The sequence below is a fragment of the Paenibacillus tepidiphilus genome, from assembly GCF_008635795.1.
Classification (GTDB): Bacteria; Bacillota; Bacilli; order Paenibacillales; family Paenibacillaceae; genus Paenibacillus_AQ; species Paenibacillus_AQ tepidiphilus.
Map to the genome: position 1 here is coordinate 1 of NZ_VWRQ01000014.1, position 14,524 is coordinate 14,524.

Annotated in this window: 12 protein-coding genes, 8 tRNA genes and 1 rRNA gene; 20 read left to right on the top strand and 1 reads right to left on the bottom strand. The window is 53.0% G+C overall.

The features are described from left to right. The 18 genes from F1379_RS17765 to F1379_RS17850 form a co-directional block, all read left to right on the top strand. Positions 1-141, top strand: a 23S ribosomal RNA gene (locus F1379_RS17765); the annotation flags it as partial. A 77-nt stretch (positions 142-218) separates the two neighbouring features. Then, positions 219-310 (top strand) — tRNA-Ser (locus F1379_RS17770). A 24-nt stretch (positions 311-334) separates the two neighbouring features. Further along, positions 335-411 (top strand) — tRNA-Met (locus F1379_RS17775). A gap of 7 nt (positions 412-418) precedes the next feature. Further along, positions 419-494, top strand: a tRNA-Val gene (locus tag F1379_RS17780). A gap of 29 nt (positions 495-523) precedes the next feature. Beyond that, positions 524-599 (top strand) — tRNA-Thr (locus F1379_RS17785). A 13-nt stretch (positions 600-612) separates the two neighbouring features. Then, a tRNA-Asp gene (locus tag F1379_RS17790) sits at positions 613-689 on the top strand. 28 nt (positions 690-717) lie between these two features. After that, positions 718-793 (top strand) — tRNA-Phe (locus F1379_RS17795). A gap of 5 nt (positions 794-798) precedes the next feature. Further along, positions 799-884: transfer RNA gene (locus F1379_RS17800), tRNA-Tyr, on the top strand. 4 nt (positions 885-888) lie between these two features. After that, positions 889-961 (top strand) — tRNA-Lys (locus F1379_RS17805). A gap of 141 nt (positions 962-1,102) precedes the next feature. Continuing rightward, on the top strand, positions 1,103-2,071 hold the full coding sequence (locus tag F1379_RS17810; protein WP_150272268.1) for an NAD(P)/FAD-dependent oxidoreductase: 969 nt from the start codon (positions 1,103-1,105) through the stop codon (positions 2,069-2,071). Between the two features lie 87 nt (positions 2,072-2,158). Then, the gene (locus F1379_RS17815; protein ID WP_150272270.1) at positions 2,159-3,253 is read left to right on the top strand and encodes a PucR family transcriptional regulator; all 1,095 of its coding nucleotides are present in this window, start codon (positions 2,159-2,161) and stop codon (positions 3,251-3,253) included. 111 nt (positions 3,254-3,364) lie between these two features. Beyond that, a complete protein-coding gene (locus tag F1379_RS17820; protein ID WP_150272272.1) occupies positions 3,365-4,486 on the top strand; it encodes an ABC transporter ATP-binding protein in 1,122 nt (373 codons plus the stop codon). 229 nt (positions 4,487-4,715) lie between these two features. Next, positions 4,716-5,654, top strand: a complete 939-nt coding sequence (hprK, locus tag F1379_RS17825; protein WP_150272273.1) for an HPr(Ser) kinase/phosphatase — start codon at positions 4,716-4,718, stop codon at positions 5,652-5,654. Between the two features lie 12 nt (positions 5,655-5,666). Beyond that, on the top strand, positions 5,667-6,692 hold the full coding sequence (gene lgt / locus F1379_RS17830) for a prolipoprotein diacylglyceryl transferase (protein ID WP_150272275.1): 1,026 nt from the start codon (positions 5,667-5,669) through the stop codon (positions 6,690-6,692). A 9-nt stretch (positions 6,693-6,701) separates the two neighbouring features. Further along, positions 6,702-7,337, top strand: coding sequence for a pyrophosphatase PpaX (gene ppaX, locus F1379_RS17835; RefSeq protein ID WP_150272277.1), 636 nt, complete (start codon positions 6,702-6,704; stop codon positions 7,335-7,337). A gap of 14 nt (positions 7,338-7,351) precedes the next feature. Next, the gene (locus F1379_RS17840; protein ID WP_150272279.1) at positions 7,352-7,873 is read left to right on the top strand and encodes an acyltransferase; all 522 of its coding nucleotides are present in this window, start codon (positions 7,352-7,354) and stop codon (positions 7,871-7,873) included. Between the two features lie 295 nt (positions 7,874-8,168). Next, positions 8,169-9,380, top strand: a complete 1,212-nt coding sequence (locus F1379_RS17845; RefSeq protein ID WP_239004719.1) for an acyltransferase — start codon at positions 8,169-8,171, stop codon at positions 9,378-9,380. A gap of 78 nt (positions 9,381-9,458) precedes the next feature. After that, positions 9,459-10,610 carry an acyltransferase gene (locus F1379_RS17850; protein ID WP_150272281.1) on the top strand — a complete coding sequence of 384 codons (1,152 nt, stop codon included), beginning with the start codon at positions 9,459-9,461 and terminating at the stop codon, positions 10,608-10,610. A 131-nt stretch (positions 10,611-10,741) separates the two neighbouring features. Here the strand turns inward: F1379_RS17850 and gntK are convergent, their stop codons facing one another. Beyond that, positions 10,742-12,274, bottom strand: coding sequence for a gluconokinase (gene gntK, locus F1379_RS17855; protein ID WP_203457128.1), 1,533 nt, complete (start codon positions 12,272-12,274; stop codon positions 10,742-10,744). Positions 12,275-12,624: 350 nt separating this feature from the next. Here gntK and F1379_RS17860 point away from each other — a divergent pair, with 350 nt between their 5' ends. Next, a complete protein-coding gene (locus F1379_RS17860) occupies positions 12,625-13,842 on the top strand; it encodes an ATP phosphoribosyltransferase regulatory subunit (RefSeq protein ID WP_150272285.1) in 1,218 nt (405 codons plus the stop codon). 20 nt (positions 13,843-13,862) lie between these two features. Beyond that, a complete protein-coding gene (gene hisG, locus F1379_RS17865; RefSeq protein WP_150272287.1) occupies positions 13,863-14,516 on the top strand; it encodes an ATP phosphoribosyltransferase in 654 nt (217 codons plus the stop codon). Positions 14,517-14,524: the final 8 nt, after the last annotated feature.

Sequence of the window (14,524 nt, forward strand, 5' to 3'; positions counted from 1 at the left end):
GCATCTAAGCGTGAAGCCCCCCTCAAGATGAGATTTCCCAGTATGTAAGACCCCTTGAAGACGACGAGGTAGATAGGTTGGAGGTGGAAGTGCAGCAATGCATGGAGCTGACCAATACTAATCGGTCGAGGGCTTATCCAAATATCTAAACACAGATTCGTTTCGGATTCAGTTTTCAGGTGATCAAGCCTGGATGGAATACAAGCTTAAGACTGTTTGGAGAGATACCCAAGTGGCTATAAGGGGACCCTCTGCTAAGGGGTTAGACTGCGTAAGCGGTGCGAGGGTTCGAATCCCTCTCTCTCCGCCATTCCTATTCCATACTATTTAATGTGGCGGCGTAGCTCAGCTGGCTAGAGCGTACGGTTCATACCCGTGAGGTCGGGGGTTCGATCCCCTCTGCCGCTACCATATTCCCGGAGGCTTAGCTCAGCTGGGAGAGCATCTGCCTTACAAGCAGAGGGTCGGGGGTTCGAACCCCTCAGCCTCCACCATCTTTAACTTCGAATTATATTTACACCGTGCCGGTGTAGCTCAACTGGTAGAGCAACTGACTTGTAATCAGTAGGTTGGGGGTTCAAGTCCTCTCGCCGGCACCATTATCACCAATGCGGAACCGTGGTGTAGAGGCCTAACATGCCTGCCTGTCACGCAGGAGACCGCGGGTTCGAATCCCGTCGGTTCCGCCATTTTTATAATTAAATATGGCTTATGTATGGCTCGGTAGCTCAGTCGGTAGAGCAAAGGACTGAAAATCCTTGTGTCGGGGGTTCGATTCCCTCCCGCGCCACCATTCATGGAGGCTTAGCGAAGTGGCCAAACGCATCAGACTGTAAATCTGCTCACGTACGTGTTCGGTGGTTCGAATCCATCAGCCTCCACCATTTTGAGCCATTAGCTCAGTCGGTAGAGCACCTGACTTTTAATCAGGGTGTCGAAGGTTCGAGTCCTTCATGGCTCATCCGTCAAAAGTCATCACCATTCGGTGATGGCTTTTTTTGTGTTTTCTGTAAAAGTTACAATATCCCTTACACCACTGTTTAAAAATTCTGGTGCCGTTTAATTATAAGCTTATAAAATGGAGCAGAAATGAGGGATTTGAATGATATATGATGCCATTATTGTCGGCGGAGGCATTGCTGGTCTGCAGGCTGCAATCCAGTTGGGGCGTTATTCAGTACACTCAGTATTGGTGATCGACGCAGGAGGGGGGCGGTCCAGCTTATGCCGCAATTATCATAACATTCTGGGATTTCCTGAGGGTGTTTCAGGAGAGGAACTCCGGGATAGTGGACGGCGGCAGGCGGAACGGCTGGGTGTTCATTTCGCCACTGACCGTATTATCAAGGCGGAGAAGAGCGAAGAGCTTTTTTTACTGGGAGGGTCTGAAGGGGAGAAATATACGGGAAGAACATTATTGCTTGCTACAGGGGTAATGGACCGGTTTCCAGATATACCTGGGCTAGTTACCACGCTCGGTAAGACGGTCTATGTATGTCCCGATTGTGATGGATTCGAGATACAGGACAGGCGTACGGTGTTGGTGGGATCAGGTGATGCCGGGGCCAGGATGGCTTTTGTTTTACGGGAACGTACGGGAGATCTTACTTATGTTAACCATGAGCGCGTTCCGCTTACAGCGGAGAATCGTCAGCGTCTGCTGGATCAGAGTATTGTATACTTCGAAGAAGAGATTGAGCGTATCCATGAAGAGGAGGGCATGATTAGCAGAGTTATTTTAAAGAACGGTGATCAGATTCCTGCAGACAGAGGGTTCATTGCTTTCGGGGATAATGCCGTACATTCTGAACTGGCCGAGCAGCTTGGTATCGAACTGCACAAGAACAGGCACATCGAAGCCAACAAGCGCTCGCTTATGACCAGTATGGAACGGGTATGGGTAGCAGGCGATGTAGCCGTACATGCCGAACAGGCCACTGTTGCCATGGGGGAAGGAGCCATTGCGGGAATCTGGATGAATAAGATACTGAAGAAGCTGAACCCGAAGCCTCTGCCTCAGGCCAAGTATGAGCGGATAGAATCCATAATAGATAAAGGTCCGGGGAATTAACCACCGGTTGTCATACCTCCTGCCGCAGACAAACGCAAAATATGATAAAATAGGCGAAAAGAGCAAAAGTGGTGGAGAATGGTGACGATGGATAGTGAGACATTGCGGCACAGTTTGGAGCAACTCACCGGAAAGAGAACCGGAATCAAGCAGCTGGGAAGGCAGCATACGTCTGCCCTTTTTGGCTTGGCCACACAGCAGGAAGATCAGCCGGTCATTCATGAGGGAAGAATGTGGGTGTCCATCTATGAGAATGATGGCCGGGCAACCGCCATATGGATGGAGCTTGATGGGCTGACTCCCATGGAGATCCGGCTGGCCCATTATGCCGCGCGCAACTTTGCTGTCGCTTTGAAGGCGACCGGCTTTAAGGAAGAGGGCGAAGTGGAAGCCAGACAGCTCAGCGCCTGGTTGAATACTCAGCTTGAACAGGAGAAGAATGACGCGGAAATCCCTGAGGAGATTACTCTCAAGGGTCGGTTGTTCGGGGAGATGATCCCTTTTCTGCTCGTCAGCGAAAATGTGCATCAACCGCAAATGACCTACCGCACTTTAATGAAGCTGCTGCGCAATTATTTTGAGAACGATGTCCTGCTGATTCCGCTTCAAGAGAAGGAATGGCTGATTTTGGCCCGAAAGGAACTGCTGACCGGCGGGGATGATAAGGACGATGAAGAAGAGAATGCCGATGAGCTGCTGTCGCAGACCAGCATGGGATTGCACGAACTGATTGCCAGCGAGTGGGTTGGCGTGTTTCATTTGTCGGTCGCTCAAGCGATTGTACCGGTAAAAGGCTTAACCGGGTCTGTGGCTCTGCTGCGGGAGACGATTATGCTGGGCCGTATTTTTCAGGTCGGCGATTATATTCATCTGCCATGGGAGCTGCATATGGAGCGGCTGGTCAACAGCATTCCGGATCAGAAACGCAGGCTGCTTCTGGGGCAAATTGGCGATTATACAGCCGTACTCAGCGATAAGGAAATGCTGCTGACGCTGGAAACCTTTTTTGAAATGGACTGCAATGTCAGTGAGACGGCCAAAAAGCTCTATATCCACCGCAACACACTGCTGTACCGGCTGGACAAGATCAAGCAGGAAACCGGTGCCGACGTAAGGAGCTTTGGCGATGCCGCCATTGTGAAGTTAGCCATGTTATTGTATAAAGTGACGAAAAGAAAATAGGTTTTTTGTGAAGGTTACAAATAGCCTTTGAGGCGTGGCTGGGGTAAGATATAAATACAAGAAAGCGATTTATTTTTTTAATCCCAATAATATATCTGAGGGGGAAATACAATGGCAGGCGTACGTTTAGAGCATATTTTCAAAAAATACCCAGGTTCCGATAAAGCAACAGTAATGGATATCAATCTTGATATTAAAGATAAGGAATTTCTCGTACTGGTAGGACCTTCCGGTTGCGGTAAATCCACAACTCTGCGTATGATCGCAGGTCTGGAAGAAATCTCCGAAGGTAAAATGTACATCGGCGACCGCGTCGTTAACGACGTTGCTCCTAAAGACCGCGACATCGCGATGGTGTTCCAGTCTTACGCCCTGTACCCTCATATGAGCGTATATCAGAACATGGCATTCGGTCTGAAACTGCGCAAAGTGAAGAAAGAAGAAATCGACAAGAAAGTTCGCGAAGCTGCGAAAATTCTCGATATCGAGCATTTGCTGGAGCGTAAGCCTAAGGCACTTTCCGGTGGTCAACGTCAGCGTGTCGCTCTGGGCCGCGCCATTGTACGTGATCCGCAGGTCTTCCTGATGGACGAACCGCTTTCCAACTTGGACGCTAAACTCCGTGGTCAAATGCGCGCCGAAATCACCAAACTGGTGAAACGCCTTGAAACCACTTGTATCTATGTAACACATGACCAGACAGAAGCCATGACGATGGGTGACCGTATCGTAGTTATGTACGACGGTATCATCCAGCAGGCCGCTTCCCCTGAAGAGCTGTACAACGAGCCTACTAACCTGTTCGTAGCCGGATTTATCGGATCCCCTACAATGAACTTTATCAACGGTACTCTCTCCGAAGTTAACGGATCCGTTCGCTTCCGCGCTGAGAACCTTGATGTAGAAATTCCAGGCGGCAAAGCAACAATTCTGCGCAGCAAAGGTTACATCGGTAAGGAAGTAATCATGGGTCTTCGTCCGGAAGATATCCATGAAGAGCCAGTATTCCTGGAAGCTTCCCCGAACACCATCTTCACTTCCCTGGTAGACGTTACTGAAAACCTGGGTCATGAAATGCTGCTCTATCTGAGCGGTGTAGGCACTGGAACAGTAATCGCCCGTGTTGACGGCCGTTCCACTACCCGTGAAGGCAGCAAGCCGAAGCTGGCAATCGACATGAACAAGATCCACATCTTCGACAAAGAAACAGAACTGAACGTATTCCTGGGCTAAGATCGCCGTATCTTCCCTGCTTAGAGAAGCCGCCTGAAAGGGCGGCTTCTTTTGGCATTTGGTACGAAACAGAGAGATTCTGCATTTGGCGGGGATATGCTTAAGATTGCATTCACAGGCGTTATCCTTTAAGATAGCAGGAGAATTACCTGCGTTTGGAAAGAGACTATTTCGCAAACGGACACGGAGATGCGGACCCTAACCGCATTGATGAAAGGACGAATAATACATGGCTAAGAAAGTAAAAGTAGCGGAACTCGTGCAACACTTTCAACTGGAGGTCATCTCCGGTAAAGAAGGCCTGAAACGGCCGATTACAGTGGATGATTTGAACCGTCCGGGTCTGGAGATGGCCGGGTATTTTGAATATTATCCCGAAGACCGTGTGCAGCTGCTTGGCAAGACTGAGCTGGCATTCTTCTCGATGCTGCCGGAAGAAGAGCGCAAGAACCGGATTCGCGGAATTTGTAATGAGAATACCCCTTGTATTGTTATTACCAGAGGCCTGGAGGTACCGCAGGAGATCATTGACGTGAGCAATGAGAAAGGACTGCCGGTATTGCGCAGCGCCTTGGCAACTACAATATTCTCCAGCAGATTGACCAGCTTTCTGGAGGGCAAGCTGGCTCCGACTGCCACGATTCACGGTGTTCTGTGTGATGTGTATGGTGTAGGGATGCTCATTACGGGCAGCAGTGGAATCGGTAAAAGTGAAACGGCACTCGAGCTCGTCAAGCGCGGACACCGCCTGATCGCCGACGATGCTGTGGAAATCCGCCAAACGTCGGATAACCAGCTGCACGGTACGGCACCGGAGCTAATCCGCCACCTGCTGGAGATTCGCGGTGTTGGTATTATCAATGTTATGACCTTGTTTGGGGCCGGGGCGATCCGCAACCATAAACGGATCACTTTGGTGATCAGACTGGAAGCCTGGCAGCAAGACAAGCAGTATGACCGGCTTGGTCTTGATGAGGAGACGACACGCATCATTGATACCGATGTGCCCCTGGTAACGATTCCGGTCCGTCCGGGACGAAATCTGGCCGTCATTATCGAAGTTGCTGCGATGAATTACCGCCTGAAGCAAATGGGCTTTAATGCCGCATTGCAGTTTACGAACAAACTTACAGCTACCATTTCTGAAGACATGGATGATCTGGATTAGGAGAGTGGGAAGATGTTCTATTCATTAGCGATCGATCCGGTGTTCTTCTCCATCGGCTCGTTGCCGGTCCATTGGTATGGGCTGATTATTGGCCTGGGGGCGTTGGTCGGTTTGCTGCTGGCCATCCGCGAGGGCAAGCGCTTTAATATTTCCCAGGAATTCTTTATGGATCTGCTGCTGCTCGGTGTTCCTTCGGCGATTATCGGTGCCCGGATCTATTATGTAGCCTTTATGTGGGACGATTATAAGGATAATTTGCTGGATGTGTTCAAGATTTGGAACGGCGGGATTGCTATTTACGGCGCGCTGATTGGTGCGATTATTTGCGCCATCTTCTATTTCCGCCATAAAGGATATCCCTTCTGGCGCATCGTCGATATTTGCGCTCCCAGCTTGCTGGCGGGTCAGATGATTGGCCGTTGGGGTAACTTCATCAATCAGGAAGCGTACGGCGGCGTGATCGAGGAGTCATTCCTGCGCGACAAGCTGCATCTGCCTGATTTTATCGTCAATCAAATGTACATAGACGGTGCCTTCCATCACCCGACATTCTTGTACGAATCGCTCTGGAGTCTCCTGGGCATTATTCTGCTGATGGTGCTGCGCCGGCAACGATTTGTGCGTGCCGGTGAGATCTTCCTGTCTTATTTCATCTGGTATTCCATCGGACGTTTCTTCATCGAAGCCCTCCGTACCGACAGCCTTGGCTTCCACGGCGCAAGCGGGGTTGCCTCGCTGATAAACGGATTGTGGACCCCGATGGAATGGCTCGGCTTTGAGCAGGGCGCATTCAGCGCGGACTATGGCAATATCCGCAGTTCCCAGCTGCTCGCATTATTATTGATAGTGGCGGCTGTTATCCTGATTATTGTACGCAGAGTAACCGGTCAGGCCCGCGAGCGTTATATGGACCCCATTGTCAGCACTAAACCGGCGGTGGCCGATTCCGTAATTCCGGATGCGTCTACGCCGGCAACTAACTCCCAGGAGAAACCGGCAGGTACGCCGAGATCCGGGGAAGAGGAGCCAAAGGAGTAAGTAACGGAAATGATAGAATGCGTTCTTTTTGATTTGGACGGCACGATTGTCAATACGAATGAACTGATTATCAGCTCATTCGCACATGCACTGAAAGAGAATAACCTGCCGGTGATGACCCGGGAAGAGATGATTCCCCATATGGGAACTACACTGCATCAGCAGCTGAGGGCCTTTTCCAGCCTGGCCGATACAGCTGTGCTGGAGAAATCCTACCGTTCCTACAATAATGCGCATCATGATGAACTGGTCGCTTCCTTTCCGAATGTGAATGAAACGATGCAGGAGCTGAAGAAGCGCGGTATCCGCATGGGGGTCGTGACGACCAAGATCCGCCCTTCAACGATGAGAACACTGGAAATGTTCGATATGCTGCAGTATATGGAGACGATTGTTACAGTCAACGATGTGGTCCATCCGAAGCCGCACCCGGAGCCGGTACTCACAGCGGTTCAAGCTTTAGGAGTGCAGCCGGAACGGACCCTGATGGTGGGGGACAGCCCGGTAGATATCCAGTCCGCCAAGGCGGCAGGGGTTCTTGCCGCCGGTGTGTCCTGGTCGCTTAAGGGCGAGGAGACACTGCGTCAATACGGTCCGGATTATATCATTCATGACATGATGGATTTGTATAAAATTGTAGGGTAGAGGATGATGCGAACGTGAGGAACATTACCCGTTATCCCGTAGAGGAGCATAATTCCCTCTGGCACATCTACCGCACAGTTAGCCCGTTCAAAGGCGTGCGCAATTTTATATTTATCCAGCTTGCCCGCTACTGCCCCTATTTGCCGCTGAAGAACTGGATTTACCGGCGGATTCTCGGCATGAAGGTGGGAAAGCATACAGCATTCGGCTTGATGGTGATGGTGGACGTATTCTTTCCGGAGAAAATCACGGTAGGCGAAAACTCGGTCATCGGTTATAACACCACCATTCTTGCCCATGAGTATCTGATTAAGGAATACCGCTTGGGTGAGGTCATTATCGGTGAAAATGTAATGATCGGCGCCAATTCTACCATTCTGCCCGGTGTGACCATTGGCGATGGAGCCGTCGTGGCGGCTGGCTCTGTAGTGCATAAGCATGTGGCCGCCGGCTCCATGGTGGGGGGCAACCCGCTGCGCGTCTTACGCCCGGCGGCTGAGCCGCTGGAACATGAACAGCTACCCGCAACTGAATAAACAAGGCAAGACCGAAGCCTGCAGGTTCAAATTGCGTATTTTGCGCGAGGGGCTGCAGGCTTTTGGCATGTAAACTTTAGAAAGGCTTTAGAATTGTTTAAGCAAGCTTTAAGTACCGGGAATGGGGGAGAGGCGTTATACTTATGAAGTGACAAGCGCAATCAGCTTGCTCAGGGATGCCGCGGCATCATATCAGAATGAACAACCAGCAGGGACAGGCCTCCTGATATACGGCTCAGGCTTTCCGTTTGTATTCTCTATGAAGGACTACTATGCAGAGAAGAGGAAACTTATTGTGAATGCGGCCAAACAGCAGCAGCGCCTGCCCCAGCTGGATATTTTCCGTGCCTTGGCGATTATCGGTGTACTGCACGTCCACGCCTCATCCTTCGCAGCCGGGGAGCTTGCGCTCTCCTCGCCGTATTATTACTGGCTGAACGGGATGAATATCTTTTTCAAATTCGGCACGCCCTCGTTTATTTTTCTGAGCAGCTTCGTGCTGTTCTACAATTATTACGGACGTCCGGTGACGCGAAGCCTGATCGGCAGCTTTTACCGGCGCAGGCTGAAGTATATTCTGTTGCCCTATTTGCTGGCATCCATTGGCTACTATGTCTTGACCCTGTTTGTGAACGGACAGCTGATGCAGCATCCGGCGGAGAACGTATTGAGCTTTCTGCGCGCCCTGTTTACAGGCTCGGCATATGCGCACTTATATTTTGTATTTATCAGTATTCAGTTCTATGTGCTCTTTCCGCTGCTCCTCAAGCTGCTGCAGAGCTCGCGGCAATGGGTACGCTGGTCTTTTCCGCTGGGTCTGGCGCTGCAGTGGGGATTTATTTTCTGGAATAAATATCAGCTGCATATCGTGGAGAAGGGAAGTCTCGCGATTTCCTATCTGGGGTATTACATGCTCGGAGCGTTCATCGCTATACACTTTGAACAGATCAAAGATTGGCTTACCAGGCCCTGGATGGAGCAGACAACTGCACGCAAACGGTATACCCTGCTTCTGATCGTATTGTGGCTGGCTGCCGCAATGACTCATGTGCAATTGTGGTACAGAGCGCGTCATTACGGCGCATGGGTGGATTCGCTGTGGTACGAGCTGCTGTGGAATGTGCATACGCTGCTGTCTGCCCTGATTCTGCTGCTTGCCGCCTTCTGGATCTACCGGAGAGCGCCGCAGCGGCTTGTAGCCTGGTTGACACGTCTGGGCGAGCTGTCGTTCGCAGTGTATCTGATTCATCCGCTGTTCCTAGCCTTCTACCGGCTGGTGCAGGATAGATTGTCGCCGGATTCCTTGCTGTATGTCGGGTATGTATATGGCGGGCTGGCTGTCGCGCTGGCGGCAAGCTGGATCATTGCGCAGTGGACGTTCAGGCATATCGGAATCAGTTGGGTGGCACTGGGCAATATCCCCCGATCGCTCACACCTGCCGAGAAGCCTGTGCAGGGCACACAGGGAAGAACCGTCCGGGAGAAACCACAGGAACGCGGGTTATAAAGCCGGGAGTATGGGGCCGGATAATGCAAATCTAGTAAGGAAGCTTCGCGGGATGCGGATCTTATCAGGAGGATAGCTATGGGACAAAAAGAAAGAATTCCGCAGCTCGATATTTTTCGGGCGCTGGCGATTGTTGCGGTGCTGGCGATTCACGCCACTTCGCGTACGATTGCCGAGACACAAGGCAGCTCTCTGTTTCACCCGTTTCTGTTCATTAACAAATTCAGTCAATTTGCTGTGCCATCCTTTGTATTTTTAAGCGGCTTCGTGCTCTTCTACAATTATATTGACCGGCCATTGACCGGTAAGACGCTCGCCAAGTTCTACAGCAGAAGGCTGCTCTATATCATTGTGCCGTATTTCGTATTCTCTGTGCTGTATTTCATGCTGAAGATGAATGCGGGCAATACCTGGGGAATGGCGTTTGATGAAATGGCGCGGAAAATGGCCAAATATCTGCTTACCGGAACGGCTTACACACATCTGTACTACATCATTATTATAATCCAGTTCTACCTGCTGTTCCCGCTGCTGCTCTGGTGTCTGCAAAAGGTCCGGCGGCTTGCCGCCTGGGCACCGGTAATCGGCCTGGCGCTGCAATGGGGCTTCGTGCTGCTGAACAAATATATGACGAATCACGGCTACTGGCAGTTGTCCAAGGGCAGCCTGGCCATTACGTATTTCTCGTATTTCTTGCTCGGCGCCGCTATAGCGGTATATTACGGCTCGCTAAAGGCTTGGCTGGTCCCGTCGCGGGAAGGCTTCCGGTCTGCCAAAGGAGGGGTGTGGCTGCTTCTCTGGCTGCTGTGGCTTGCCGCCGGCATTGTCCATGTGGAGCTGTGGTTTAACAGCTATGTCCATAAATCGGTCATCAACAGCTTGTGGTACGAAGGATTCTCCAACCTGCATGCTCTGTTGTCCGCATTGGTGCTGCTGCAGCTGTCCTTCCTGCTGTATGGAGCCGGACGCAGCCTGCTGACCCGGATGCTGGTTTCAATAGGCGCATGCTCCTTCGGCATTTATCTGCTGCACCCGGCGCTGCTCTTTTATTACCGTAAGCTGCCGTTTCACGGAGGATCGCTTGCTTATACGGCAGCCATCTTCGGCGGCTGGCTGGTCGCACTGCTTGGCTCCTGGCTGGTGGTAGCGCTGGTCTTCCGCTACATTAAGCCGGGCTGGGTGTTGTTTGGCTCCGCCCCGCAGCAGCCTAAGCGTAAAGCAAAGGCATGACACAGGAAACGCCGGCACGTCCGATTGTAGCGGACGCGCCGGCGTTTTTGTGCATCATAGGGTCAGCCAGCCTGGGATTAAGAATAGAACGGCATCCCTGGCCTGAAGGCATGGATAGGATTTAAGGCTGCTTACGCCTCGCCTGCCTGTTCACGCTGAAACTCGGCGATTGCCGCATACTCGCTCTCCAGGCTGCGGAAGACAGAAATATAGATGGGCAGCAGACGTTTATACACTTTCGCATGATCCTTGTCCGGCTGATGACGGTGGGTGGAGCCAATCATGCTGTACACGGCATCCAGCGATCCGACGCGGCCCATGGCATAAAGGCCCAGCACAACCGCGCCCAGACAGGAGCTCTCAAAGCTCTCCGGCACGATCACTTCTTCGTCAAAAATATCGGCCATCATCTGCCGCCACAAGGAAGAGCGGGCGAAGCCGCCGGTGGCGAGAATCCGGCCCGGCCGGCCGATGTTCTCTTCCATGGCCAGCAGCACCGTGTACATGTTGAAGATGACACCTTCCAGCACTGCGCGGATCATATGCTCCTTACGGTGGTTCATCGACAGCCCGAAGAAGGAGCCGCGGGCGTCGGGGTTCCACAGCGGGGCGCGCTCTCCGCTCAGATACGGATGGAACAGGAGACCGCCGCTGCCCGGGGGCACCTGTTCTGCAATACGAGTCAGGACCTCATACGGATCAATACCGAGCCGTTTGGCGGTCTCCACCTCGGAGGCGGCGAATTCATCGCGTACCCAGCGGAACAGCATGCCGCCGTTGTTGACCGGTCCGCCGATTACCCAGTGGCGCTCCGTCAAGGCGTAGCAGAAGATGCGGCCCTTCGGATCGGTCAGCGGGCGGTCAACGACTGTGCGGATGGCTCCGCTGGTTCCGATGGTCGCTGCGATGACACCGGGCTCCAGGGCGCCCACGCCAAGATTGGAGAGCACACCGTCGCTTGCACCCACAATAAAGGGGGTGTCCGGCAGCAGGCCCAGCCTGTCGGCTTCATCTGCAGACAGGCCGGACACGCGATGGGTGGTGGGAACGGGCCGGGACAGGCGCTCAGGAGTGATTCCGGCGATTTGCAGCGCCTCTTCATCCCAATCCAGCCGCTCCAGATTGAACATGCCGGTTGCCGAGGCGATGGAATGGTCAACCATGTATTCGCCGAACCATTGAGCGAACAGATACTCTTTGATGGAGATGAACTTGTGCGTGCGCTGAAACAGCTCGGGTTGTTCGGCGCCAAGCCACATCAGCTTCGTAATAGGTGACATGGGATGAACCGGCGTACTTGTGCGCAAATAGAGTTCATGTCCGCCGAGCTCGTTCTTGAGACGGGCCGCATAAGGTGCGCTGCGGTTATCCGCCCAGGTGATGCAGGCAGTAAGCGGCTGCCCGTTCCGGTCAACGGCGATGACACTGTGCATGGCGGAGCTGAACGACACCAGCAGCACCGCTTCCGCCGGAACGCCGCTGTCCCGCATCACCGCCGCAATGGTGCTGCGGACGGCCTGTACTATAAGCTCAGGGTCCTGTTCAGCGACAGATGGGGAGGGCTGGTGAAGCGGGTAGCCCTGGCTCGCTTGGGCAACAATGCCGCCCTTCTCCGTAAAGAGGACAGCCTTGGTGCTTGTGGTTCCAATATCAACGCCAATCATATAGGATGTATTCAAGTGGATGTCCTTCTTTCTGCCGGTAATAGAATACTGGAAGCCGGGAGACCATTAACGGTAAGATAAAGTATATCTAATTATATTATCCGCGGGGCTTAGAGGCAAAGCCAAAGCCATAGATACCTGTAAGAGATAGAGACATGGATAAGACACCTCCCACTGGATTTCTCCTTAAACAGGGGTAATAATCAAGATGTAAGGTTGGATTGACGTCACAGCGGGTCCGTGATACGATAATGCCACTGCTTTAGTTTGTTACCACTCTACCATAGTAAAGCGTTTTGCGATCCATCTTTTATCAATGATATGAATGAATTGACGAGGTGAGTATGGAAATGTCCAAGCCAAAAGGTTTTGAGAAGCCGGCGGGTGTACGCGATTATCTTCCGCGTGCGGTAGCCAAGCTGCGCAAGATCGAGAAGGATGTTCTGCACTGCATGAGCCGCTGGGGTTACCGGCAAATGATTACTCCGACGCTGGAATATTACGATACGGTGGGTGTGGCCAGCTCCACCTCCGACCAGAAACTCTATAAATTACTGAATAACCGCGGGCAGGCACTGGTGCTGCGCTCGGAAATGACCGCTCCGGTGGCCCGGGTGGTCTCCTCGCTGCTGAAGGATGAGCCGCTGCCGCTCCGGCTGTCTTATCACGCCAATGTGTTCCGGGCGATTGAGGAGGAAGCGGGAAGGGAAGCGGAATTCTTCCAGACCGGCGTGGAGCTGGTGGGCGACGATTCACCGGAGGCTGACGCGGAGGTAGTGGCGCTGGCGATCGCATCGCTTCAGGCCGCAGGGGTGAAGTCTTTTAAAATCGCGATGGGGCATGTCGGATTCTTGGACGGTGTGTTCCAGGACGCCGTTAAGGACCTTCCCGAAGCCCAGGAGGAGCTGAAGAACCATCTGCTGTCGCGCGATTATGTCGCTTTCCGGGAGACGCTGCAGCGACTTGAGCTGCCGGAAGCGCAGAAGAGCGAGCTGGACGGACTGCTGCGTCTGCGGGGCGGCAAGGAAATCTGCGGACAGGCGCTGGAGATCAGCAGTCATCCGCTGGCCAGAACCTCCATCGAGCATCTGTGCAAGGTATGGGAGGTGCTGGTGGCCTACGGTGTCTCCGAGCATGTGCTGATCGACCTGACAATGGTCGGCGACTTCTCTTACTATACGGGCATGACGTTTGAGGGTTATGCCGCGGAGCTGGGCTTCCCGGTATGCAGCGGCGGAAGGTACGACAATCTGCTGCAGCAATTCGGCCGTCCTGTTCCCTCCACCGGGTTCTCGCTGAAAACGAACCGGATACTCGATGGGGTAGCAGGCGATCCGGAAGCGGAAGAACGCCCGGTTCTGGTCCAATACGATGCTCTGCGGCGCATGGAAGGCCTGGCGGAAGCTGCAAGGCTGCGCAGCGCCGGCCAGATCGTGGTAACCCGGCTTGTTACAGAACCGGAAGAGCTGGAGAAGGTAAGACGGCTGGATGCGGATACGGTGGAAGCTGCGGGCGTTCAGTACGGGGAGATTTATACGTTCGTATCTTTTGTCAGTGAGCATGGATGACGGAAACGGAGGGAACAACAATGGCACAAATACTGAAGGTGGCCATGCCTAAAGGCCGGATTTATAAAAAAGCCGCCGAATTGTTCCGTAAAGCGGGACTGCCGATACCGCCGGACGGCGAGGAGTCGCGGAAGCTGGTCATCTCCCTGCCCGAGGCAGGTATGGAGTTTATCCTGGCAAAGCCGGTTGATGTACCGACCTATGTAGAGTACGGTGTGGCAGACATCGGAATTGTCGGCAAGGATGTGCTGCTGGAAGAGGACAGGGATGTGTACGAGCTGCTGGATCTGGGCATTGCCCGCTGCCGGATGTCGATTATCGGTCTCCCCAACTGGGAGCCGGGCATTCAACAGCGTGTGGCGACCAAGTATCCGAACGTTGCTTCACGGTACTTCCGGGAACAGGGTCAGCAGGTGGAGGTTGTGAAGCTGAACGGCTCCATTGAGCTTGCGCCGCTGATCGGACTGGCCGACCGGATCGTTGATATGGTGGAAACCGGCCAGACCCTGAAGGATAACGGGCTGGTGGAATTAAACAGCATCTTCGAAATCACGAGCCGGCTGGTGGCGAACCGGGTCAGCTACCGGATGAAGAATGCGGAGATTCAGCAGCTCTGCGACCGGTTGCAGGCGGTGATTGCGGCACCGGGAGTGGCCGCAGAAGCCAAGCGTTAAGGACGGAT